The organism is Vibrio sp. M260121, from assembly GCF_036533715.1.
GTDB lineage: Bacteria > Pseudomonadota > Gammaproteobacteria > Enterobacterales > Vibrionaceae > Vibrio.
The window spans coordinates 30,778-54,679 of record NZ_JATABF010000042.1; the positions used below are offsets into that span (position 1 = coordinate 30,778).

A 23,902-nucleotide genomic window follows, 5' to 3' on the forward strand; every position below is an offset into this window, starting at 1 on the left:
AAAACTCCTTATGCCATACCAACGTTACGAACCAATTCTGCCGTACGCGTCGCGTAACCCATTTCGTTATCGTACCAAGCGTAAATCTTCACCATACGAGAGCCCACCACCATGGTTGATTGCGCATCAACGATAGTTGAACGTTGGTCGCCTTTGTAATCGATAGAAACCAATGGACGCTCTTCAAAGCCAAGGATGCCTTTTAGCTCGCCTTCAGAAGCTTCTTTCAGCAGTGCATTAACCTCTTCTTCCGTGGTATCACGTTTCACATCAAAAATGATGTCAGTGAGTGAGGCGTTTGCTAGAGGAACACGAACCGCGTGACCGTTAATCTTGTCTTTTAGGTCCGGGAAGATTTCCACAATAGCAGTCGCACTGCCCGTTGTGGTTGGGATAAGACTCATGCCACATGCACGTGCACGACGTAGGTCTTTGTGCGGCGCATCCAGAATCGTTTGTGTGTTAGTTAAATCGTGAATCGTTGTGAATGACGATTGTTCAATGCCCAGTTTCTCGTGAATCACTTTCACGACTGGTGCAATACAGTTCGTTGTACAAGACGCTGCGGTTACGATGCGGTGCTGAGCAGGGTCGAAGATGTGGTCGTTCACACCCACGACGATATTAGCTACGCCGTCTTCTTTTACTGGTGCGCTAACCACAACACGTTTTACGCCTTGTTCTAGGTATTTGTTTAGGAATGAGGTTTTGCGATGAACGCCCGTTGCTTCAATCACAACATCACATTGACCCCAGTTCACAGCATCAATATCACGCTCTTGTGAAGTCGTGATGCGCTTACCGTTGATCACCATGTCTGTGCCTTCAACTTGCACTGCATGGTTCCAACGACCTTGAACTGAATCGAACTCAAGTAAGTGGCCAAGAGTCGCTGCATCACCCGCTACATCGTTGATGTGCACGAACTCTAGCTCTGGCCAATCAAACGCTGCACGTAATGCCAAGCGACCAATACGACCGAAACCGTTAATACCTACTTTAATCGTCATAATCTTCTACCTTTTTAAACCTATAAACTGGTAACACTTACTATTAGCAGCAAGCTGCACGAGCTTTATCGTGCAATCGTGAAATGTCTTCTCGGTACTCTTTCTTCAAACAGTTCGAGGCCACCAAGTCATCAATCAATTTTTGCATCCATCCCGGTAATTGATCGGACAGCTCGTAGTACACCCATTGCCCCTGACGTTTATCAACTAAAATACCATTCGATCTTAGCTGGGCCAGATGGCGAGAAATCTTGGGCTGGCTTTGTTGTAATGCATGAGCCAAATCACCAACACAGGTTTCCCCTTCACGAACCACCAACATTAAGCAGCGCACACGAGTCTCGTCGGAAAGAAGTTTGAAGAACTGATGTGGAAGCATAAACACATACCTATATATGGATATGCGTATATAGTTATTTAAAACTGAGATGCCGTCAAGCGATCGCGCTCGACTGTAATAAAAGTTTAATATTTGATCAGATTAGGCGACAGAAAAGGTCTGACTCCAACGAACGGCTTCGCCAAGCTCAGACTTCACATCGTCGACAGAAAGCCCGAGCTGCTGAGAGAATTGCTCCACGCCCGCCCAATCGGCACGCTCGTAGCACTCTTCAATTGCCAGTAACGCGCCGTATTCACCTTGGCGATGCAACAAGGCTTGCTGCACGGAAGGACTTAACGGTAATTGTCCAACTAAAGATTCGACAGACAAATCGAGCATGGCATCGAGAATCGACAATAAGCCGATCATAAAACCCTGCTCGTTGAGATGCGCAAAAGGTTGATAGCGCGACATGGCTTCACAGAATTGAGCGCGTTGCAGAGATAAGTTGTACAACTCACGTGGCTTGCTACTGGAGATATAAGACGCCACCACCAGCGAGACAAACATTTTGAGCTTTTCTTGCCCAAGGTAAATCAAGGCTTGGCGGAATGACGTGATGGTCACTTCCAACGTAGTCGATTGTGTGTTCACAAAACGCAGTAACTTGTACGACAGCGTGACATCCTGAGTAATGATGTTTTCAATCCGGCCAAAGTCTGGATCAGGCACGCACACTTCTCTAAATAACTTGAGCGCCAGCACTTGTTCGGGGCTCACATATTTAGTCTGCATCACTTCGGGCTTACTGAAAAAGTAGCCTTGGAAGAATTTAAAGCCCGCCTCTTTGGTCGCTTCAAACTCGGCTTCAGTTTCGACTCGCTCAGCTAAGAAATGATACTTGGTGCGCTTTTTGGTGTGCTGCTTAACCAATTCACATGCTTTCTCAAGCCCCATCGCCATGATATCGAGTTTTACAATGTGGACATAAGGCAAGAAACGACGCCACTCATCAGTCAAAGTGAAGTCATCGAGCGCAATCAAATAGCCTTCACGGTAAAGTTCGCGAATGGCTTCAAGCAGTTCATCGGTCGGTTGGCAGGTTTCGAGTACCTCAACCACGATTTTGTTTTTCGGCAAACTCCTTGGTAGCCGACGCAACAAGCTCTGTTGAGGGAAGTTGATGAAGCATCGTGACGATGCAATCAGAGGGTTGGTTCCGACAGAGAGAAAATTCTCTACAATCAATCGGTATGTCGCCCTGTTTGAGTCGATGTGTGCAGGATAGGCATTACTTTCACCATCACGGAACAACAACTCATATCCCAGCGTCTGTCTTTTACGATTAAAGATAGGCTGGCGGGCGACATACGCATTTTTCATTCGAAATTATTGTGATTTTTATAATTTGTTACTTAGCTGCCGCTAATAATGCACCACAACCCATGAACATTGAACCGAATACTTTATTAATTTTGCCCATGATCTTATCTGAGCGAATAAAACGTCCCATTTGTGCAGCTAAACTGGTGTAACCCAGCATCACAAACGCATCAATGGTCACTGTGGTCACACCCAAAACCAACAGCTGAGTCAGCTGGTCTTTCGCTGGATCGATAAACTGTGGAAACAGTGCCACCAAGAAGACGATCGATTTTGGGTTTGTCAGGTTGATAAGAATGGCTTTGTACAACAGAGAAGTGCCTGACATGGCTTTGTGGCTTTCGGTTGCAACCAAGCCGGACGTATCACGCCACTTTTGAATGCCAAGCCACACAAGGTAAGCCGCACCCACCCACTTGATCACGGTAAATGCCGTTGCCGATTGCGCGACCAACGCACCGATACCAGCACCAACCAGAGCAATATGAATCGCCAAACCGATTTGTAAACCAACGATAGCACCCAATGACTTGCGCGTGCCGTAACTCAAACCATTACTGATTGAGTTGACGGTACCAGATCCCGGAGCCAGACTAAAAACGATTGCTGTTACCACATAGGCTAACCAAACGTGGGTATCCATTGCATTTCCTCAATAATTCTTCGATGATACATCGCGTAAACAACGTATCTTCAGGTAATCGACTAATGGCTATTAACCATTCACCTTTGACTTATACTCAAGAGACTTTATTTGAGCAAGCAATAGGTGGTCCGATCGCAGCACTTTGGCAAGAACGCCAAGAAGGCTTTGTAAAAGGGACAGAGAAAAAGAAAATCTACTGGTGCAAACTCACCAATCCTGAGCACACAAAAGCCGTGCTGATCGTTAACGGTCGCATTGAAGCTTCCTGGAAATACCAAGAACTGTTCTATGACCTGTACCGACAAGGTTATGACGTGTATTCGTTTGACCACCGAGGACAAGGTTTATCAGATCGCCTAATTCCAGACTCAGATATGGGTCACGTCTATGACTTTAATGATTACATTGAAGATATGGAATTGGTGCTGCAGCAGCTTGATTTAAGCGGATACCAACAGCGTTTTATCATTGCCCACTCTATGGGCGGTGCGATCGCCACGCGTTACCTGCAAACGCATCCAGAACACAACTTTGATGGTTTGATTCTGAGTTCCCCAATGTTTGGTATTAACCTACCGTGGTATCTCAGCCCTATCGCAATTCCGGTCAGCCAAATCTTAGCGGCAGTTTCGACAAAGCCTAGCTACGCGCCGGGTCATAAAGAATACTACCCAAAACCGTTTGAAGATAACCCTCTTAGCCAAAGCTACGATCGTTATCATTGGTTCCGTGGTTTATACAACGACAAACCCGAACTGCAAGTTGGTGGGCCAAGCACTCGCTGGGTTTGGCAAGGTTTAATGGCTGCCAAGCAATGTATTTTGCTGACACGCCAGATTAAAGTTCCGGTTTTATTGGTTCAGTCAGGCAACGATCGCATCGTGAGTAACGCCGCGCAGCAACGCTTTATCGATAAGCTAAATAAGACTAACCCCAATGCCAGCCTAGTTTCGATAGCTGGTGCAGAGCACGAAATCTTGTTTGAAAAAGACCAGTATCGTAACCAAGCACTCGATGCGGTCTTTTCCTTTATGCGTGATCAAAGCGCATAAAATTAATTAAAGAGGAAATCCGAGCTTAGCGATTTACCCTCTTTTTCCTCCTTATTTTGGCGTAAACTTCATCATGTTCCCCGCACTCGGAGCAGTACGACCTAGTCAATCTACTGCACTCCGTGTGCAATCAACCTGTTCTACTCTATCCGAACCGTTTACGAGGGCTTCATGAGCACATCGCTACCTTGCAAAGAGATCACCAAAATCGTTGCCTCAGATCTGGATGGCACTTTACTCGCACCAAACCACCAGCTAAGCGCTTACTCGAAAGAGACGCTAAAAGCGCTGCATGAACAAGGCTACACATTTGTCTTTGCAACGGGTCGCCACCACGTAGACGTCGCAAGCATTCGTCGCACGGTAGGTATTCCGGCTTACATGATCACTTCAAACGGCGCTCGTGTGCACGACCAAAATGATCAAGAGATGTACAGCCAGAACGTACCGGAAGATTTGGTGCAGCCAGTGATCGACACGATCAAAACGGATCCTGAAATACTTATCCACATGTATCAAAACGACGATTGGTTGCTGAACAAAGACGACGAACAACTGCGTGATTTCCACGAAGAGTTCACTTACAAGTTGTACGACCAAGACAATGCGCCAACAGACGGCATTGCAAAAGTTTTCTTCACCCACCCAGCGCAAGACCATGAACACCTTGTTACCTTCGAAACGAAGCTGCGTGAACAGTTTGGCGATCGACTAAACATCGCATTCTCAACACCTTGGTGTCTGGAAGTAATGAGTGCGGGTGTTTCTAAAGGTGACGCTCTAAAAGCAGTGGCAGAATCAATTGGTTTGACACTAGAAAACACCATTGCGTTTGGTGACGGCATGAACGACGTAGAAATGCTATCGATGGCGGGTAAAGGTTTGGTGATGGGCACCTCTCACGAGAAAGTGATGAAAGCACTACCAAACAATGAAGTGATCGGCAGCAACGCCGACGATGCGGTTGCACACTACCTGCAAGATCATCTGCTATAACCTGTATTGGCTATCAACAGTAGGTTATTAGCAAAATCACAAAGGGCTGCACTATGCAGCCCTTTTTCTTTTATCGTTGACTCGGCAACTTCTCTTTACCGAGGATTGCTTGCCACTCTTCTTCGCTCACCGGCATGATCGATAAGCGATTGCCACGTTTCACTAATGGCATGTTTTCTAGTTCTGGCATCGCCTTCATGACCGACAACGGAATCAAACGTTCAGTCTTACGTACAAACTCAATATCCACCATTATCCAACGTGGATTTTCTGGGTCAGATTTCGGGTCGTAGTAATCGCTCTCAAGGTCAAACTGGAAATGATCGGGATACGCTTCACGGGTCACTTTGGCAATACCAGCCACACCCACGTTCTTACAAGAGGAATGGTAAATCAGCACCAAGTCGCCCAATTTGACTTGGTCACGCATCATATTACGCGCCTGATAATTACGAACTCCCTCCCAACATGAAACCTTTTGGGTTCGAAGCGTGTCAATAGAAAAGGTATCTGGTTCTGTTTTAAATAACCAATATGCCATAATGCCATCCGATGCAGATTGAGTAATGAGGAAGATATAACATGAAGGCTTTGAAAAACCCAGTGGCATTAGCCACACTGCTGGTGCTGCAAGCATGTAGCATGCAACCACAGCAGTCCGATGCAGACGCACCAACCACTCCGCCTGCGTCCTTAGATAAGCCAGAAACTATCTTGCCTCAAACCTTTATGCTGCGTGGTGAAGTCGTGATTGGGCATGAAAGCCAGTACATCACACCTTGTGGTAGCGACAAACAATACTGGCTGCAGCTGTCACCACAACAGGTGCAACGAGCCATCGCATTAACCAATCAGCCTTATCAAACCATGTATGGAGAAGTGATTGGTCACCTTAATCCTCCTGGTGTTGATGGTTTCTCTGCAGATTTCGACGCGAACTTCGTGGTAGAACAAGTAAACTTCCTCACCACAGAAAACCCACAACGCTGCAAACAAACCAGTAAACCAACACGAGTCTTTGGTAACGAACCATCGTGGTCAGCCAGCTTTGAAGGCAACACACTAAAGTTCCAGCAAATGGGCAAGTCGACACAAATACTCGAAATCGACAGCAGCAAACTGCAGCCTCGCCAACGCACCTATCAACTTAACGATGGTGAGCTGCGCATGACCGAGAACTTGTGTTCAGACACCATGAGCAACTCTCTCTACGGCTGGAAAGCGACACTAGAGCATGACGATAAAACCTACCAAGGTTGCGGTATGGCGGCCAACGTAGACTCAACACTCGAGTGGGTGAACACTTACGTGGCAACCTCAACCCAGTCGCAAGGATTCGAAGTGCAAATGACACTCAACAGCGACCACAGTGCAATCACCAAATACAGCTATTCAGACGGGCAACCGCCATTGATTGAACGCGGCTACTGGCAGCAACTGAGCCCATCGCAAGTACAAGTATTGATGACTCACCACCAGCAACAACGCTTAATGACCGAGCGCCTATTTACTCGCGAAGGCAACCAGCTGAAAGCAGTCAAAGAGAAAGTGGGCAATTTGGTTTATCCCATTGCCGATGGCGGTTTAGTGCTATACCCAGCAACAGTACGTAACTCAGGCATTGAGCAAGAAGCGCCTGAACGCGGTAGTGCGCCAATTGCAGCTGCGGACATTCCATCCAGTGCCGAATTTAATTCAAAAGTGGATGCGGCGGTACGTAACTACTTTTTCATTAATCAAACCAACCCAAGCAATAACCAATACCGCTGGCTGACCTATGATCTGAATGGCGATGGTGATGAAGAATTACTGGTGCAACTTGATTGGTGTGGCTCTGGCGGCTGTACTCTACTCGTCTTCGAAAACTACGAGAAAGAGTGGCGCTTCAACAGCCGTATGACGCTAGTGCAAAGCCCAATTATGCTTGGTCAACAAACCTCGCACGGCTGGCGTGACCTGATTTTCAATGTCAGCGGAGGCGGTGCAGCGCCGGGACAACACGTGATGCAATACACAGGCGTGAGCTACCCAATCAACCCGAGCTTGGCGCCAAAAGCGAGCAAAGAACAAGTCAGCGGCGTGCGTCTGTTCTCAGACGGCATCAGCCCTGTTCGCGATGGAGTGCGCTTGTAATGGCGCAGCCTTGTCCACATTGTGGCTTCCAGTTCAACTGCATCTGTTCACTGCTGCCTAAGTTAAGCAGTGAACACTCGCTGATGCTATTAATGCACCCTAATGAACTGACGCGCGATACCAACACTGGCAAACTGCTCGCCCAGTGCCAACTGAATGTCACTCAAGTCGTTTGGGATCGTAAAGCGCCACCAGCGGAGCTACTAGAAACGCTAGCGAATCCAAGCCAGCTGCCAGTACTGCTATTCCCAAGTGAAGAAAGCCTAACGCTTGAACAAGTGCAGCAACAAAGTACCGAGCAAGACAGGCAACCGCTGTACATCATTCTTGATGCAACTTGGCAAGAGGCGCGCAAGATGATCAATAAAAGCCGTTGGCTAGAGGGCGTCGCGATGATGGGCTTAACCACTCAAGCCGATTCCCAATATCAACTGCGTCGCAACCAGCAAGAAGGTAATCTATGTACCTTTGAAGTAGCTGCGCAATTGCTGGGGCAACTCGGTGAAGAGCAAAACCAGAAACAGATGCTGAACTTCTTCGAGCAATACCTTCCTCGTTTCCAAGCTGAGAAAAGTGGTCACGAGTTCAATGCCTAACATTCTTAAGAATCAAAAAAACGCAGCTCTAACGCTGCGTTTTTTATTGAATGCTGTTTCACGTGAAACAAAACTTTGGAGCTCTTAAGCTCAATTAGAGCAAAGCCACATTAAAACAAGCGCGTCGGTTCACCCAAATAATAACCTTGCAGATAGTCCACCCCCATGTCCTGAGCAATGTCGCACACCTCTTTGTTGTGCACGAACTCCGCGACAGTCTTAGCGTTAAACACCTGACACAAACGCACCAACTGCGAGGCAATCTTGCGCTGCTTTTGGTCTTTGTCGATATAGCGAATCAAACTGCCATCGAGCTTAATCACTTCTGGCTCTAACTTGAGGATCTCATCAATATTGGAGTAACCCGAACCAAAATCGTCCACAATGATGCGTGCACCTAGGCTTCTAAAGTGACTGCACACCTCAATCATTCGCCCGTAGTCTTTGATTTGCTCCGACTCCAAGACTTCTAAACCAATCCGTCTTGGGTCGTTCAGTTGGGTAATGGCATGTTCAAGCAACATCAAGGTTTTATCGCTGAGTAAATCCTGAGGTGACAAGTTAATTGAGAAGTCACCTTGCTTGTCCTTCATGTAATTCAGCGTGGAACGGATCATGTGACGGCTCAAACGCGTGTACAAATGCGTATCAGAAATGATGGGTAAGAAACGCCCCGGCGCAATGATGCTGCCATCCTCTTCCATGATGCGTACCAAACACTCTTGGCTCGCGGGACGATGGTTGTAAGCGTGCACAATTGGCTGACTGTAGGTAATGATGTTCTGCTTGAGAATGGCGCGGCTCACACAGCTCAACCAACCCAACTGCTCTTTTCGCACATCTTCATTGACCTCAATGTCTTTGGCATTACAGATATGAGTATTACTTCGCACCCCAGCTCTTCGTGCTTCAATGCCTTTGAGGAGCAATTCATCCGGCGATGCAGTTGGAAAATCACGACGGCTAACTAAGCCACCGCACAATGAAATCGAAAGGTAATCAATATCTCGTAAGCCACTTGGTTCAAAGTTGGTTTGCTCAACCGCATCAGCAAAGCGAGTAAAGTGTTGCTTAATCATTTCACTGCTAGTGTCAGCTTTGAATAAGAACGCCCACTCACCGACACCAATGCTATAAAGTTGCAGCGCGGCAGGTTTACCAAGCCGTTTACGCAGGCGATTGCTAAAGTGCATCGACAAGTCTTTCAGCAGTTGGTCGCCAACGCGATAACCGTACTTTTCGTTGATATGGCTAAAGTTAAGCAGTTTGAGCGTCAGTAAATGCTCATCGGTATCAATGCTGATCAAACGCTCTTGCAGCGCAACACGATTTTGTAATCCTGTGCGGCTATCTCGGCGGAAGCTCTGTTCTAGCTTTTTCGCTTGGCGATCGAGTTGATACCCCATATGAGCGTTCATGTTATTTAGATCGCCAATCGCATTGCGGATCAGGCTAAACAAGGGAGAGATATAAGTGCTCACTTCTTGCTGTGGCATATTAAGCGCAGCAACTTCATCCCCCTCACGCATCGCCAAGTAAGTCAGGCTATGGTGCAGAATTTCTTGTTGGTGATTCTCGCCGTACAACTCGCCCATGCAGTAACTGCCCGACGTGTGAGAAATGTCCGTGAAGGCACGAACTTCATCGCTGCTATCAATAAAATCAAGTCGCGATGCGCAGTTATAAATCATCACGGCTTCAGGCTGATGCATGGAAAGCTCCACCACTCCATGGCGAACTTGTTCAAGCGTTAACGAAGGATGGTTGTAACAGAACTGAACTTCATCACCCAAACACCAAGGACGGTCGAAGCTCATGCTGCCGTCGGGATGGATTTCCGTCACGGCACACACCTCTTTTCGCCCAATGGATTCTCGATAAAGTGGGAAATTCAGCAGTTGATTGAGCGATAGGTCGTGCCCGTCAGCAAGGTAATGTTTGTACACTTCCAACGCTTTACGCTCGCCCAAGCGATACAAGCGCGTCCCTTTGGCGTGAGTAACCTTATGCGGCATACCAATCGGGTTCCACTCAGAATACGCGCTCGTCCATGTTTTCAAAGTATTGCTGTGCAAGGCAACCGCGACAACCGCTTCATCATAAACTTGGTCTTGATGCAGAACCCAGCAACCATCATCAATGGCTTGAGCCAAACCGCCAGAAACTATTGGGCCTTCGGTATTAAATACGCGATACACGGGGTAGTCACGTCGTTCGATTTGGACAGAAAAGCTAATAATGGCTTTGGAGCTATCTTGCAGTTGTAAAGCTTGCTTGAGGTCGTAGCCATCAATATCTGGCGAGAAGGAATAATGCTGAACCGCAGAAGTGAGTGTGGTTTGTTCAAACTCCATCACACATACTAAGCAGCCATGGTTGATGATCTCACCTTCTAGAATAACGTGGCGCGTGCTATGGCCGATAATGTGGGTATCAGGCAGTCTTTCTAGAATTGCTCGAGCGAGTGCCGTTGCAGTATCGCGTGATTGTGTGGATAGCAGTTGCACCAGATAACGTTTATCCGCACAACACCGAGAAGTGACTAAAAAGTCATTAAGCTGATCCACATTTTGAACCAGTTGAGAGAATGCTCGCATTTACCCTACCACTGCCGTCATCAAGCCAAAATACATGAAGAATGCTTTTATTATTTTACTGTTATGAGAGTAATTTACGTGGCTTTACGTGGCTTTGCTAGGGTCAGAATGAAGATTGAATGGATTAATGCGAAAGTGATTACAAAAGCGTAAGCAACGACTGCAAGTTATTGATTTCAACATCAGGTAAGGTTCGTATTTTTGCCTGATTAATGACATTTTTATTCATATCATTAAACCAGCATGCGGCAAAACCCGAGAGTTTTGCACCTTGAACATCCGTCACCAGGTGATCGCCAACATGAAGAATGTGCTCACTTGGTAAGTCTAGAAACTGCTGCGCTTTGGTGAACATATCCGACGCAGGTTTCGCGCTGCCATCCGGTCCTGCTTTCAGCACTTGCTGGAAATAAGGCGTAAGACCAATTCTATCTAAATCCACATTGCCGTTAGTGATCGCCACCAGCGGAATTTCTTGCCCCAGTTGAGCAAGTACATCGAGACTTTGTTGTGGCACCTCAAAACGGTTACGCCAATCTAAAGCTACCTCGACTGCGGCTTGCGCAGCGGTATGCGCCGCTTCGTTATCGTACCCAACTTGAGAGAAGGCTTGCTTGAGCTGTACTAAACGCCACAAAGTGACATCACTCTTCAGCTCAGGTTGTTGCTGCACGACAAGTTGCTTGAGTGCAAACCAATCGGTTTTATCCATGTGAGCGACCGCCGGATGATGGTGTTTAAGCCAAGATAACAACTCACGCTCCATACGAACTATCACTGAGTAGTTGTCATAGAGGGTGTCATCAAGGTCAAACGTCATCGCCTTTACAGGCGCAATACGGCGGTAGAATTTCATGGGATTCCTTGGTTAATCCGACTTGTCGTCGTTTCTCTTACGCGCTCTTGGATGCGCCTGATCATAAGCTTGCGCTAAATGTTGGAAATCCAAGTGGGTATAGATTTGGGTGGTCGAGATATTTTCATGCCCCAATAGCTCTTGCACCGCACGTAAGTTATTGCTCGATTCCAGCATATGCGTTGCAAACGAGTGACGCAGTTTGTGCGGGCTAATGTGACTCGCGACCGACTGTTTCTGCCCCCACTCCGCCATGCGCTTTTGCACACTGCGGTGTGAGATCCGTGTACCCAGCTTGGAAACAAACAGTGCAGGTTCACCCGGCGCGGCTAGATCACCACGCACACGCAACCATTTACCAACCCATTCAGTTGCCATACCAGAGAACGGCACTTTACGTTCTTTGTCACCTTTACCAATCACTCGTAATTCGCCACTGCGTAGCTGAACATCACGCACATCGACACTTACCAGCTCTGCCAAACGCAGACCAGCGCCGTACATGAGCTCCATCATGGCACGATCGCGCACCGCTAGCGGGTCGTCTTCGTTCACTTCGAGCAGTTGGTTTACTTCATCCACATCGAGGTTTTTCGGCAGTGGGCGTTGCTTACGTGGTGCCGAAACCCCTTTGGCTGGGTTCGCTGACATTTCTCCACGTAGGATCAGGAAATCGAAAAAGCTGCGTAGAGAAGATAAGCGCGTCGCTAAGCTGCTGGCTTTCATGCCTTCACGCATGCCTTTACCTGCCAATTGACGCACCCAACCCGCATCGACTTGCGACCAATCTTTCAACCCCATCTCAGCCAAGTGGTGAGCCATGGTTTCCAATTGTTGTTTGTAGTTGCGTTGGGTGTGCAGGCTAAGCCCCTTTTCGCTTCGCAGGAATTCGTAGAAGCGTTCAAGAGGCTTTTGAAGACTATTTGGCAGAGGAGTGTTGGGAGTTGTCGTCATCGTGACTTTGCCATACCAATGTTTGAGCGAGATGTGCCACTACTAAGGATAGGTGACGCAAAAACAAGGTATCCATATCTGGTTGGAAATGACCGCCATCCTCGCTAGAAAATGCCAGTACGCCAAGCGTCTGTTTTTTCACAAGCGGTAGCACCACATAGGAACCCATTTCTGGAACGTCCATATCCCCAAACAACGCTTCGCGATCCACTTTACGCAGACGACCTAAGTAAGCCTCTTTGCCGTTTAAGTGATTGGTAGCAAAACGTTGATAGCTTTCCTTACTCAATTGAGTCGCAGCATCACACTGGCTCAATAGACGCACATACGCCTTCAAACCAAGGTCTTTGGCTTTGAGTTCAATGGCGCTGATGACTTGCTTGAAATCACCACACTTAAGGATTTGCCCTTGCAGATCCATGAACTCGTAGAAGGTGCGATCGTTGTTCGCTGCCAAAGACATCAGTGTGGTGATCTCTTCTTCCAGCTCTTCAATACGCTGACGCTGACGGTTCATTTGAATATGAACCAACGAGACCGCGCCTAAATCTGCATGAGGTAGAGAAAGGCGATCGACCAATTCTGGGCGTTGAACGAAGAAGTCTGGATGGTCTTTTAAATACTGAGCAACGACTTCCGCAGTCAGCGCATCCGCTTCAACTTCTGAGATTTGGTTTTCTTGCTCTTCAACTAGCACGACAATTGACCATCAAATACGTGTGTTGCTGGGCCAGTCATAAACAATGGTTTGCCTGGACCTTGCCAAGAGATGCGCAAGTCACCGCCCGGAAGTGAAACTTTCACATTCTCGTCCAGTAGACCTTGCAAGATGCCAACCGCAACCGCACCACAGGCACCGCTACCACAAGCTTGGGTTTCACCCGCACCACGCTCATACACGCGCAAACGGATGTTGTTGCGATCCACGATCTGCATAAAGCCTGCGTTCACACGCTCAGGGAAGCGTTCGTGTGATTCTAATAGCGGACCGAGTGTTTCCACTTCTGCCGTATCCACATCGTCGACCACGGTCACCACATGCGGGTTACCCATGCTCACCGCGCCACAGAACAGGGTTTTGTCGCCTATACGCATGATGTAGGTTTTCTCTTTCTGCTTCGCTTTAAAAGGGATCTTGCTCGGCTCGAACTCAGGCTCACCCATGTTCACCGTAACTTCACCATCGTCTTCGACATCAAGAATCATCTTACCCTTCTTGGTGCTAACGCTGATGCTGTACTTGTTAGTCAAACCTTTCAAACGGACGAAACGCGCGAAACAGCGAGCGCCATTACCACACTGCTCAACTTCACTGCCATCGGCATTAAAAATGCGGTAGTGGAAATCGGTTTCTGGATCATAAGGCGCTTCAACCACGAGCAATTGGTCAAAACCAACGCCCGTGTGACGATCCGCCAAGCGACGGATCAAATCTTGCGAGAAAAACACGTTCTGGGTAATGCAGTCGACGACCATAAAGTCGTTGCCCAAACCGTGCATTTTGGAAAAGTGGAAATGCATTTGTTGTGTGTTACTCCGGTAGAATCTGTTCCAGCTGCCACAAACTGGTCAGCTCCTCACGCTGGCGAACAAGGTGGCTTTGGTTGCCATCCACCATCACTTCCGCCGCTCGGGTACGAGTATTGTAGTTCGAAGACATCACAAAACCATAGGCGCCTGCAGAGCGAACCGCGAGTAGATCACCTTCTTGCAGCACTAGTGCTCGATCTTTACCCAAGAAATCGCCCGTTTCACAGATAGGACCGACTAAGTCATAAGTCTGTGCTTCACCTTCACGCGGTGCAACAGGAACAATATCTTGCCACGCTTGGTACAGCGCAGGACGCATTAAATCGTTCATCGCCGCATCGATAATCGCAAAGTTCTTGTGCTCTGTGTGTTTTAGGAATTCCACACGCGTTAGCAAGATACCGGCGTTAGCTGCAATCGCACGGCCTGGTTCGAAAATCAGTTCAAGATCTTGATGGTTCTCAAGACGACCTAGCAGTGCTTTCGCATAGTCTGAAGGCTGTGGTGGCAATTCATCACGATATACCACGCCTAGACCACCACCAACGTCCAAGTGACGGATGTTGATGCCTTGCGCTTTTAAGTCATCAATCAGTGCTAGCAGACGGTCTGTAGCGTCGATGAAAGGTTCAATCTCAGTCAGCTGAGAGCCAATGTGACAGTCGATGCCTTGCACGTTGAGGTTTGGTAAGCTCTGAGCAAATTTATATACCGCCGGAGCACGGTCAAAAGCGATACCAAACTTGTTGTCACGCAGACCAGTCGAAATGTAAGGGTGCGTTTTTGCGTCTACGTCAGGGTTAATTCGTAGAGAAATAGGTGCAACCACGCCTAGCTCGCCCGCGACTTTGTTCAAGCGCTCAAGCTCAGGTTCTGATTCCACGTTGAAGCATTTAATGCCCAATTCCAGTGCTCGTTTCATCTCTGCAGGCGTTTTACCAACACCCGAGAACACCACCTTCTTCGCATCACCGCCAGCCGCGATAACACGCTCAAGCTCACCACCTGATACGATATCAAAGCCTGAGCCCAAACGAGCCAGTGCATTCAATACGCCAAGGTTTGAGTTTGCTTTTACTGCGTAACAAACAAGATGAGGATGCTGACCCACTGCGCTGTCAAACGCATTCCAGTGGCGCTCTAGCGTTGCACGTGAGTAAACATAAAGAGGAGTGCCATGTTGCTCGGCAAGAGCTTGGAGTGAGACGTCTTCGGCCCAAAGCTGGCCATCATCCTGATAGTTGAAGTAATCCAAAATTTGCTTCCCTTAATTAATTCGACTGCTAAACCCTGATTTCACCCTAAGGGTGGCTAATTATTGTGACTGCTCGTTCTGCTGAGCGTCATCTGGGATGTAAAGTGAACCTGATTGACCGCAACCAGCAAGTGTCGCTGCAACCATCACAAACAACACCGTAAGTAATTTTTTCATTTTGCATATCGTGATTATTAAACCAATGCCCCCTATAATCGCACCACACTCAGGAAAAGCAATAGGATAGACGGATGAACGATACTGAATTTCATCAACTGGTGGATGCGCAGATGCAACTCATCGAAGAATCCATCGATGATTCAGGTGCAGACATTGATTACGAAGTCACTGGCAACGTAATGACATTAGAGTTTGAAGACCGTAGCCAAATCATCATTAACCGCCAAGAGCCAATGCATGAGATCTGGTTAGCATCGAAGTCTGGTGGCTTCCACTTTAAGCTAGTCGATAACAAATGGACTTGCTCTAAAACGGGCATGGAACTGTTTGCAATGGTGAAAGAAGAATGTGAAAAACACGCTGGTGAAACGATCGATTGGGCATAAGCCAAATGGGTCTTCGTGACGACCAGTCACCTAAACGAAAAAAGAGCACCGAGGTGCTCTTTTTTGTTATTCATTTTACGCGTTCACCGCTTTCGTTGGACGAGTCGGCGTACAGCCATCATTACGGTAAGGGATAATGTAGGTGTTCCCTTCTTCTGGATGAATAATTTGGTAGTACTGCGGCAAGTTAAAGTTAATAAACTTCGACGATACACGATTATCATCTTTCACCGAGGTGTAGAAGCTGTTCACTGACGCAATCATTTCATCTTTCGAACCACTGAATTGATGATAAACCTCAACTTGGTTTGACTCATCCAATACGTAGATATTGAAACCATCGTCAGTGTCTTCAAAGAAGAACTGCACCAAACCTTCACTGGCAAAGCCATCCACTACTTCTGGTAGTTGATACTCTTGCTCACGATCCAGCATCAACAACGGTGAACCTTTCAGCTTGTTAGTTGAAATGCTGCGGTAGAAATCGACCGAGTTTTCTAGCTTTTGAACCGATACGCCACGACGCTCAAAGAACAAGCCGTAAGTTTGGTTAGCAAGACGCATGGCTTTAAAGCGACGGCGTTTCTCTTGTTCAACCGGCTTCAAACGTAAGTCGATACACTCTGCCAATAGCTGATACACCATATTGCGCATCACACCACGCATGTTCTTCGCGTAGCAGAATACATCCACCGACTCTGGCGGAATCGCATCTTGGTGCATTTTGCCAAGAATGGTCTTCAATGCATCTAGCATCGCGGTTTCGCCTTTGAAGTGCAGGGTACGCACTTCATGCCATGAATTGCGATAAACCAAATCGACACTGCCGACCAAGTTAATTTGCTCAGGGCCAAAGCTGAAGATATCGGTGTTTTTCACATCTACTTTGAGTGAGCGACCGGACAATTCTGCCGTCGGGTCATTTTCAAAGTTGATGAACATCGCCATCTGACTAATTTCGCACGGGCTACCGAGCGCTTGCATGGTTGGGCGACGCTTGCGTAACGAGAAGGTGTTACGTAGGTCGCTCACCATTTGGTAGAACTTATCGATGTCTAACTGCGCCTCACGCACCACTGCGTGCAAACGCGTTGACTCGGTAATCAAACCGTTGAAGAACGCCCAAGAAACCAACTTGCTCAAGTACTCATGGTGCTCAAGACAAGGTTGCCCAAGAATGCGGTGCGCAATCAGTGGTTGCTTGTACAAGTACCAGCCTGATTTGTTCACCCCACCCTCTTTTACTTCAATGAAGCTCAAGTCGGGTTCGTGCAAATCTGGCGAGATCTGAGGGTTAAGCAAGGTAACTTTACCTGGCAGCACTTCGAATGCCGCGTAAAGCTTACGGGCAAGAATGCTAATATCTTGCGGGCTGATCGCCGAAGTAATGTCGTTACGACGCGCAAACTGAATCAAGTTACGGTAGCTTTGCATCAAAGCATCCAACAGTGCATGGTGCACCACTTTCACTTGTTCTACTTTCCAGTTACGGCGATCGTCGAGCTCTGCCAATACCGCTTCATCCCAATCCCATTTCGCAATCATGTCGCTCAAGGCTTCACGACGCCAAGCTACCGAGCCTACATCAGGTTCACGAGACAGCTTTTCATGGGTTTTAAGGTAGAAACAACGGCGAACTAAATCCAAACGTGTGTCGTCTTGGATTCGCTCTAAGTAACGCGTTACTTTCTCTAGCATCAAGTAGTACGCATCCATGCCGTACAAGTCAGGCTCGTGGGCAAAGAAGCGACGTTTGGTGTCGATACTGAGAAGTTGTGTGTGCGGGTATTCCCACGAGTAAGCTTCAAGCAAGATCGCTTTCAACACGGATTTGTAAGGGGAATCGATACTCTTGTACAGCTGCCACAAGTTCGAGCCGAAGTACTCTTCAGCAGGAATGCGGTTAAGCTGACCAAAGTTGATCCACTCATCACAATTGATGTAGCCATCTTTACAAAGCTGTGCAACGTACTCGTCGTAACACTCTTCCATTTCTGGCGGCACGATTTGCCACAACAAACGCTGTCCTGCCAGACGAACCGCCGAACGGTAGAATTCATCCAGCAGTAATAGGTGCTGAGAAGAACCACAGTTATCGCCGGTCATCTCTTCTGAACGGTTGCTACGAAAACGCTCTTCATCCATTAAGAAGAAGTTCGCTTCTACACCTTGGCTTTGTGCCCAGTCGGTGATCAGCAAGCATTTATTGGTCAGCAGTTCACGTTGGTCGTTATCCATCTCCGGTGAGATACACACCCAAATATCCAAATCACTTGAAGTACTTTGACCAATAGAAGAGGTACTGCCCATGGTGTACAAACCTAAGATCGCAGGTTGCTCTGCTGTCTTAAGCGCTTGACCAATCGTCAGTTGAGTATCATCAAGGAATCGTTGTTGGAGTTCGTTCAGCTCTAGACCAAACACACCATAAGGGACGTCTGCATCGTAGTAGCCGGGAATAACAGGATGGTTGTAGTTCAACAAGGCAGGAATCAAGTGGAAGACTTGCTGGCTTTGCGAATCCATAAGCGCCAGCGCACGGTCGATCCGTTGCTGGTTCAGGTTATCTAATCGCTGAATAAGTTTTTGGGTGTAAGCCTGCAAGGGAAGTTCCTTGGTTGAACAATCACGAAAATCTGCTGATGTTTTAAACCAAAACGGCTTAAAAACGTGATCAATTTAACACTTTCATCAGGATTGGTAAAGATTTCCACCTGCAAATAGTTGTGGTCTAAAAACCCCACACTAGTCGCAAAAATTGATAGCGCAGTAGTGTCGCTTGTATTCGCCTATAACTAATAATAGTCCTTAGTCTAAATGAGAATCCAGTCACACTATTTCCATAACGTTATGTAATTCCATTCATGACGCTCAGAGAAGACTAACTAACATTAAGATTTTCACGCGTTGAGTGGTAGGATTAGGCAAAACTAAAACAGCATTGAGAAGACCATGACACAATCTACGCCAATTCGCATTGCAACTCGAAAAAGCCCTCTTGCCCTATGGCAAGCACACTTTGTAAAAGACGCACTTCAAGCCGCTCATCCAGGTTTGGAAGTAGAACTCGTCACTATGGTGACCAAAGGCGACATCATTTTGGATACGCCGCTAGCCAAAGTTGGTGGTAAAGGCCTGTTCGTTAAAGAGCTAGAAGTGGCAATGCTTGAAGGTCGTGCAGACCTTGCGGTGCACTCAATGAAAGATGTACCAGTAGACTTCCCTGAAGGTCTTGGCTTGGTGACGATTTGTGAGCGTGAAGACCCACGCGATGCCTTCGTTTCTAACACTTACAACAACATTGATGAGCTGCCACAAGGCGCAGTTGTAGGTACTTGTAGCCTGCGTCGTCAGTGTCAGTTAAAAGAATACCGCCCAGACTTAGTTATCAAAGAGCTGCGTGGCAACGTAGGTACTCGCCTAGGAAAACTAGATGCAGGTGAATACGACGCGATCATTCTTGCTGCAGCAGGTCTGAAACGCCTTGAGCTAGAAGAGCGCATCCGTAGCTTTATCGAGCCAGAACAATCACTGCCAGCAGTAGGTCAAGGTGCGGTGGGTATTGAGTGCCGTGTGGATGACGAGCGTCTACTTAAACTGCTTGAGCCACTAAACCACCAAGACACAGCAGATCGCGTACGCTGTGAGCGCGCGATGAACCTAACCCTTGAAGGCGGTTGTCAGGTGCCAATCGGCAGTTACTCACTGCTTGATGGCGATAACATCTGGCTTCGCGCACTAGTTGGTGAACCAGACGGCAGCCTAATTGTGCGTGGTGAAATTCGTGGTCACCGCAACGATGCCGAAGCACTCGGAGTTCAACTGGCTAACGAGCTACTTGAAAACGGTGCGCGCGACATCCTAACCAAACTGTACGCAGACCACGAATAATCATGGCAGTGTTGGTCACTCGTCCGGGAGAGCAAGGCATGGCGCTTTGCTCTCTGCTCGAAAGGCACGGCAAAACTGCAATTCATCATCCTCTGATCGACATCGTCGCCGATCTCAGCGACACACAACTCTCCAAATACATTGAAACCGCTCAAATCATCATTGCTGTTAGCCAACATGCGGTGCAATGCGCAGAGCAAATCTTGCAGAACCACGCGAAATCATGGTCTAAGCAGGCTATATACCTTGCCGTTGGTCAAAAAACAGCACACTATTTGAGCAAATGTACCCAACAGAAAGTACACTATCCACAAGTCAGTGATAGTGAGCACTTGTTGCAGCTTCCCGATCTAAACAATGTAGAAAAACAAACAGTTCTGATCCTCCGTGGCAACGGTGGCAGAGAGCTGATAAAAGATGCATTGGTGAGACGTGGAGCAAAAGTTCACTATAGTGAGACTTATAAGAGAGAATTTATCCCATTCGATCCAGTAAGCTGTGTCTCACTATGGAAAACCCAACAAATCGACCAGATTATCGTCACCAGTGGTGAACAACTGGATTATTTGTGCAGCCAATTGACGTCAGAGCAATTGACTTGGCTTAATCAACAAGAGTTGTATATCCCCAGTCAGCGAATCGCTGACATCGCAATTCAACGGGGCTTCACTCAGGTCAGGTGCACAGGAAGCGCATCCAACCAAGAATTACTGGCTGCTCTCCAGCCCTAGCTACACAGGATATAGGCATGACAAGTAAAAATAACGACCAAAAGAATAACGATAAAAACCTTTCCGAAGAAACCACATCGGCACCGCTAGCTGAAAAAGACACGCCTAAGAAGGAATCTGAGCCAAGCAAGGCAGAATCAAAGCCTGCTGAGCCAACTAAACCAGCAGAACCAAACAAAGTTGAATTTGAAGAGAAGCAAGGCAAACGCGGCGTCAAGCTGGGTACTGTTGCTATCGTCTTATCACTGATTTTTGGTGGCGGTCTCACTTACAAAATGCTTGAGCAGCAATCTGAATACCAAACTCAGATCGCTCAACTGCAAAGCCAACTGGAACAAGCTCAATCAGCAATGAAGCAAGAGCTTAGCCAAGTAAAAGAAGAAACCATTGAAAAAGCGACCACTGTCACTCACAAAGCAGAAGTGGTATTGGGTCAGCAACAAAAGAGCATCGAAAGCCTGCAACTGGCAGTCGCTGATGTGAAAGGTCGTCGTCCAAACGACTGGTTACTGGCAGAAGCTGACTACCTAGTAAAACTGGCAGGTCGTAAATTGTTCCTAGAGCACGACGTAGAAAGTGCTACTCAATTGATGGAAAGCGCGGACCAACGTATCGCAGCGCTGAACGACCCAAGCTTGGTCGGTCTGCGTAAAGCCATGGCAAATGACATTACTAAGCTGCGTGTTGTTCCTTTGGTAGACCGTGATGGCTTGGTATTGCGCCTCACTGCCCTACAGCAGCAAGTCGACAAACTGCCACTTGCGAATGCTTTGCTACCAGAAGCGGCAGCGGTAGAGAAGCAACAAGTGTCTGAAGACATTGCAAACTGGCAAGATAACCTGATGACGTCATTAAAAGACTTCTCAGAAAACTTCATCACCTTCCGCACTCGTGACGGCAACGTAATCCCTCTATTGTCACCACAACAACACTTCTACTTGAAAGAAAACATCAAAGCGAAGTTAGAGACGGCAATCAAAGCGGTTTACCAAGAGCAAGGTGAAATCTACACCACCTCTTTAGAAACAGCAGACAAGTGGGCAATGGCATTCTTCAACCAAGACGACAACTCGGTGAAAGAATTCAACAAAACACTGAGCCAACTGAGCAAGCAAGACATTCAAGTTGAATACCCTGCGAAGCTAGAAAGCCAAAACCAACTCTCTGACGTGATTCGGGAGCGCCTACGTCGTGAAGTGACCACAATGACAGGTACGGAGGATAAGTAATGGTTCGTCTTATTTTCCTATTTGTTGTTCTTGGTGCCGGCTTATTTGTTGGCACTCAATTCTCAGGTCAGCAAGGTTACGTCCTGATCTCAGTTGCCAACAAAACCATTGAGATGAGTGTAACCACTCTAGTGATCTTCGTGATTGCTGCCTTGGCGGCGCTGTTCTTCCTAGAATACGTGGTCAAGAAAGTGGTTTATGCAAGCTCAAGCACTTGGAACTACTTTAGTGTGCGCAAAATGCGTCGCTCTCGTCGCTACACCAACGAAGGCATCATCAAGCTACTTGAAGGTGACTGGAAAGGCGCAGAGAAGAAAGTAACACGCTGGGCAAACCACCACGATATGCCTCTTCTGTGTTACTTAGTGGCTTCAGAAGCTGCGCAAGGTCAAGGTGACAAAGCGAAGCGTGACCAGTACCTAGAACTGGCAAGCCAGCAAGAAAACGCGCACCTAGCGGTAGAGTTAACTCGCGCGAAGCAGTTCATTCGTGATAACGAATTCGAATCTGCATTCGATACACTGCAAGCACTGAAAGGCCAGTACGCGAATAACTCGATCGTTCTTAACCTGCTAAAAACCACTTACATGCAGCTTAAGCTATGGCAACCACTGATCGATCTGATGCCTCAGCTAACCAAAGCCAAGCTGGTAACAGAAGAAGAGCAAGCGGAACTGATTCAGAAGGCACAGTGTGGCTTACTACACGAAGTCGCCCAGCAACAAGGTAGCGAAGGTCTGATCTCACATTGGAACGGTCTGCCACGCAAAGTAAAACAAGATACTCACCTCATTGCTTGCTTCGCTCGAGAACTCATTTCACGTAAAGCAGATTCTGAAGCCTTCACGGTTATCAAAGAAGCACTGAAGAAACACCCAACACCTGAACTATACCGACTACTGCCTGAGCTAAATTTGTCAGACAGCCATCCTGTAGTTGTATTCTTAGAAGGTGTATTAAAGCGTGAATCGGATAATGCCGCTGCTCATAGTGCTTTAGGACACTTCCTATTCCGCCAAGAAAAATGGCAAGAAGCACAACAACAGTTCGAGGTTGCTCTTAAGCTCCACTCAGACGTCTCTGACTACGCATTCCTAGCAGATACACTAGAGAAGCAAAACCTGACTAAAGCGGCTCACGAGGTCTCTCGCAAAGCCTTAACGCTAGTTCAAAACAACTAAGCGATGCAGGAAGTAGAAAGCCGACAGTGAACTGTCGGCTTTTTTATTGCCTGCAATTCCTCATGCCCCTTTATTGCTTCAACTAACTACCCAAAAGTTGTGTTCCCTCTGCTGACTATTCTTCATTTGAGACAATCATCAAAGCTTCTGTCGTTCATTCCAAACGGCACATCTTCGTGTCATTAAGAACCACATGAAACAATCTCGAGCACTTTCTGCAAAACAGAGTGATTGAATCTAAATGACTAAGAAGGCAACTCTGTACTCGCAGAACATAACTACATTGGATTGATGTAGAGACAATTAACTGAATACATTAATTAACTAACTGATGTTATGTACTCAGCTCGATGAGAGAGAGCCCTATACAGCGCTTGGACAGCGTTTGTTGTAAAACGACAGTAAGTATCAGAAGGTGTTCAGAAACGCTAATACACATTGAATACTGCAGCGAGGAGATACGCTTAGCACAACACTTCTCAATAGATGAAGAGTAAAGGCGCCTAGTTTGTAGCTCGTGTTCGGCTAGGAGGTTGATTCAGATGCCTTAAGCTACATCCCAAGCATCAGAAACAACGAAAGCCCGCTGATTTTTCAGCGGGCTTTCTATGTATTGTCTGAGGTTCGGGGTTGCGCACAACTAGGGATTGACTAAATCCCTACCATTCCCAGTTTGCGCTGAAATGAAAAAAGCCTCGCTATTTCTAGCGAGGCTTCTTAATAGTGGCGGAGAGATAGGGATTTGAACCCTAGATACGCTATTAACGTATGCCGGTTTTCAAGACCGGTGCTTTCAACCACTCAGCCATCTCTCCACAAATTGTCACTAAAATTTAGTCTTACTTAAATAATGCTAAATCTCAGTTTTGCCTTTAGATTTATCTAAAAGCGATATTAAAGCCTGGCGATGTCCTACTCTCACATGGGGAAGCCCCACACTACCATCGGCGCTAATTCGTTTCACTTCTGAGTTC

At 47.3% G+C, this 23,902-nt stretch carries 22 protein-coding genes, 1 tRNA gene and 1 rRNA gene; 9 read left to right on the top strand and 15 right to left on the bottom strand.

Annotated elements, in window-relative coordinates; all coding sequences use genetic code 11:
• Positions 1-8: 8 nt before the first annotated feature.
• The 4 genes from QTO06_RS19685 to rhtB form a co-directional block, all read right to left on the bottom strand.
• On the bottom strand, positions 9-1,010 hold the full coding sequence (locus QTO06_RS19685; RefSeq protein WP_331409456.1) for an ArsJ-associated glyceraldehyde-3-phosphate dehydrogenase: 1,002 nt from the start codon (positions 1,008-1,010) through the stop codon (positions 9-11).
• Positions 1,011-1,053: 43 nt separating this feature from the next.
• Complete coding sequence (locus QTO06_RS19690; protein WP_331409457.1) at positions 1,054-1,389, bottom strand: metalloregulator ArsR/SmtB family transcription factor; 336 nt, start codon at positions 1,387-1,389, stop codon at positions 1,054-1,056.
• Positions 1,390-1,491: 102 nt separating this feature from the next.
• Positions 1,492-2,715, bottom strand: coding sequence for an EAL and HDOD domain-containing protein (locus tag QTO06_RS19695; RefSeq protein ID WP_331409458.1), 1,224 nt, complete (start codon positions 2,713-2,715; stop codon positions 1,492-1,494).
• 28 nt (positions 2,716-2,743) lie between these two features.
• Positions 2,744-3,358, bottom strand: a complete 615-nt coding sequence (gene rhtB / locus QTO06_RS19700; RefSeq protein ID WP_005430372.1) for a homoserine/homoserine lactone efflux protein — start codon at positions 3,356-3,358, stop codon at positions 2,744-2,746.
• 65 nt (positions 3,359-3,423) lie between these two features.
• Here rhtB and QTO06_RS19705 point away from each other — a divergent pair, with 65 nt between their 5' ends.
• Together QTO06_RS19705 and QTO06_RS19710 are read left to right on the top strand one after the other, a co-directional pair.
• Entirely contained in the window at positions 3,424-4,413 is a 990-nt protein-coding gene (locus tag QTO06_RS19705; RefSeq protein ID WP_331409459.1) for an alpha/beta fold hydrolase, read from the top strand.
• A gap of 171 nt (positions 4,414-4,584) precedes the next feature.
• Positions 4,585-5,409, top strand: coding sequence for a Cof-type HAD-IIB family hydrolase (locus QTO06_RS19710; protein WP_005438534.1), 825 nt, complete (start codon positions 4,585-4,587; stop codon positions 5,407-5,409).
• A gap of 70 nt (positions 5,410-5,479) precedes the next feature.
• On the opposite strand, the gene QTO06_RS19715 is transcribed toward QTO06_RS19710, so the two are convergent.
• Entirely contained in the window at positions 5,480-5,950 is a 471-nt protein-coding gene (locus QTO06_RS19715; protein WP_005452022.1) for an EVE domain-containing protein, read from the bottom strand.
• 41 nt (positions 5,951-5,991) lie between these two features.
• On the opposite strand from QTO06_RS19715, the gene QTO06_RS19720 reads away from it, so the two are divergent.
• Both QTO06_RS19720 and QTO06_RS19725 read left to right on the top strand, forming a co-directional pair.
• Positions 5,992-7,542: a COG3650 family protein gene (locus QTO06_RS19720; protein WP_331409461.1), complete on the top strand. Its 1,551-nt coding sequence runs from the start codon at positions 5,992-5,994 to the stop codon at positions 7,540-7,542.
• Positions 7,542-8,138 (top strand): tRNA-uridine aminocarboxypropyltransferase, encoded by a 597-nt coding sequence (locus QTO06_RS19725; RefSeq protein ID WP_331409462.1) that lies wholly within the window; start codon positions 7,542-7,544, stop codon positions 8,136-8,138. Before QTO06_RS19720 ends, QTO06_RS19725 begins: the two co-directional genes overlap by 1 nt.
• A 110-nt stretch (positions 8,139-8,248) precedes the next feature.
• Here QTO06_RS19725 and QTO06_RS19730 read toward each other — a convergent pair whose 3' ends face one another.
• The 7 genes from QTO06_RS19730 to lptM form a co-directional block, all read right to left on the bottom strand.
• On the bottom strand, positions 8,249-10,735 hold the full coding sequence (locus QTO06_RS19730; RefSeq protein WP_331409463.1) for a bifunctional diguanylate cyclase/phosphodiesterase: 2,487 nt from the start codon (positions 10,733-10,735) through the stop codon (positions 8,249-8,251).
• A gap of 139 nt (positions 10,736-10,874) precedes the next feature.
• Positions 10,875-11,591, bottom strand: coding sequence for a 5-amino-6-(5-phospho-D-ribitylamino)uracil phosphatase YigB (gene yigB / locus QTO06_RS19735; RefSeq protein ID WP_331409464.1), 717 nt, complete (start codon positions 11,589-11,591; stop codon positions 10,875-10,877).
• A gap of 12 nt (positions 11,592-11,603) precedes the next feature.
• On the bottom strand, positions 11,604-12,545 hold the full coding sequence (gene xerC / locus QTO06_RS19740; RefSeq protein ID WP_005533635.1) for a tyrosine recombinase XerC: 942 nt from the start codon (positions 12,543-12,545) through the stop codon (positions 11,604-11,606).
• The gene (locus QTO06_RS19745; RefSeq protein WP_038890549.1) at positions 12,511-13,215 is read right to left on the bottom strand and encodes a DUF484 family protein; all 705 of its coding nucleotides are present in this window, start codon (positions 13,213-13,215) and stop codon (positions 12,511-12,513) included. Before QTO06_RS19745 ends, xerC begins: the two co-directional genes overlap by 35 nt.
• A gap of 20 nt (positions 13,216-13,235) precedes the next feature.
• Positions 13,236-14,066, bottom strand: a complete 831-nt coding sequence (dapF, locus tag QTO06_RS19750; protein WP_331409465.1) for a diaminopimelate epimerase — start codon at positions 14,064-14,066, stop codon at positions 13,236-13,238.
• A 10-nt stretch (positions 14,067-14,076) separates the two neighbouring features.
• On the bottom strand, positions 14,077-15,330 hold the full coding sequence (gene lysA / locus QTO06_RS19755) for a diaminopimelate decarboxylase (protein WP_009705173.1): 1,254 nt from the start codon (positions 15,328-15,330) through the stop codon (positions 14,077-14,079).
• Between the two features lie 60 nt (positions 15,331-15,390).
• Positions 15,391-15,507, bottom strand: a complete 117-nt coding sequence (lptM, locus tag QTO06_RS25570; protein WP_005533626.1) for an LPS translocon maturation chaperone LptM — start codon at positions 15,505-15,507, stop codon at positions 15,391-15,393.
• A 74-nt stretch (positions 15,508-15,581) separates the two neighbouring features.
• On the opposite strand from lptM, the gene cyaY reads away from it, so the two are divergent.
• The gene (gene cyaY / locus QTO06_RS19765) at positions 15,582-15,896 is read left to right on the top strand and encodes an iron donor protein CyaY (RefSeq protein WP_005430390.1); all 315 of its coding nucleotides are present in this window, start codon (positions 15,582-15,584) and stop codon (positions 15,894-15,896) included.
• Positions 15,897-15,971: 75 nt separating this feature from the next.
• On the opposite strand, the gene QTO06_RS19770 is transcribed toward cyaY, so the two are convergent.
• Positions 15,972-18,500, bottom strand: coding sequence for a class I adenylate cyclase (locus QTO06_RS19770; RefSeq protein ID WP_331409468.1), 2,529 nt, complete (start codon positions 18,498-18,500; stop codon positions 15,972-15,974).
• 348 nt (positions 18,501-18,848) lie between these two features.
• Here QTO06_RS19770 and hemC point away from each other — a divergent pair, with 348 nt between their 5' ends.
• The 4 genes from hemC to QTO06_RS19790 are packed head-to-tail and all read left to right on the top strand — an operon-like array spanning position 18,849 to position 22,928.
• Entirely contained in the window at positions 18,849-19,787 is a 939-nt protein-coding gene (gene hemC / locus QTO06_RS19775; RefSeq protein WP_005430387.1) for a hydroxymethylbilane synthase, read from the top strand.
• A gap of 2 nt (positions 19,788-19,789) precedes the next feature.
• Positions 19,790-20,518, top strand: coding sequence for a uroporphyrinogen-III synthase (locus tag QTO06_RS19780; protein ID WP_331409470.1), 729 nt, complete (start codon positions 19,790-19,792; stop codon positions 20,516-20,518).
• 17 nt (positions 20,519-20,535) lie between these two features.
• Entirely contained in the window at positions 20,536-21,747 is a 1,212-nt protein-coding gene (locus tag QTO06_RS19785; protein WP_005452033.1) for a uroporphyrinogen-III C-methyltransferase, read from the top strand.
• Complete coding sequence (locus tag QTO06_RS19790; protein WP_331409471.1) at positions 21,747-22,928, top strand: heme biosynthesis protein HemY; 1,182 nt, start codon at positions 21,747-21,749, stop codon at positions 22,926-22,928. Before QTO06_RS19785 ends, QTO06_RS19790 begins: the two co-directional genes overlap by 1 nt.
• A 724-nt stretch (positions 22,929-23,652) precedes the next feature.
• Here the strand turns inward: QTO06_RS19790 and QTO06_RS19795 are convergent.
• Both QTO06_RS19795 and rrf read right to left on the bottom strand, forming a co-directional pair.
• Positions 23,653-23,743 (bottom strand) — tRNA-Ser (locus QTO06_RS19795).
• Positions 23,744-23,827: 84 nt separating this feature from the next.
• Positions 23,828-23,902, bottom strand: a 5S ribosomal RNA gene (gene rrf / locus QTO06_RS25575); the annotation flags it as partial.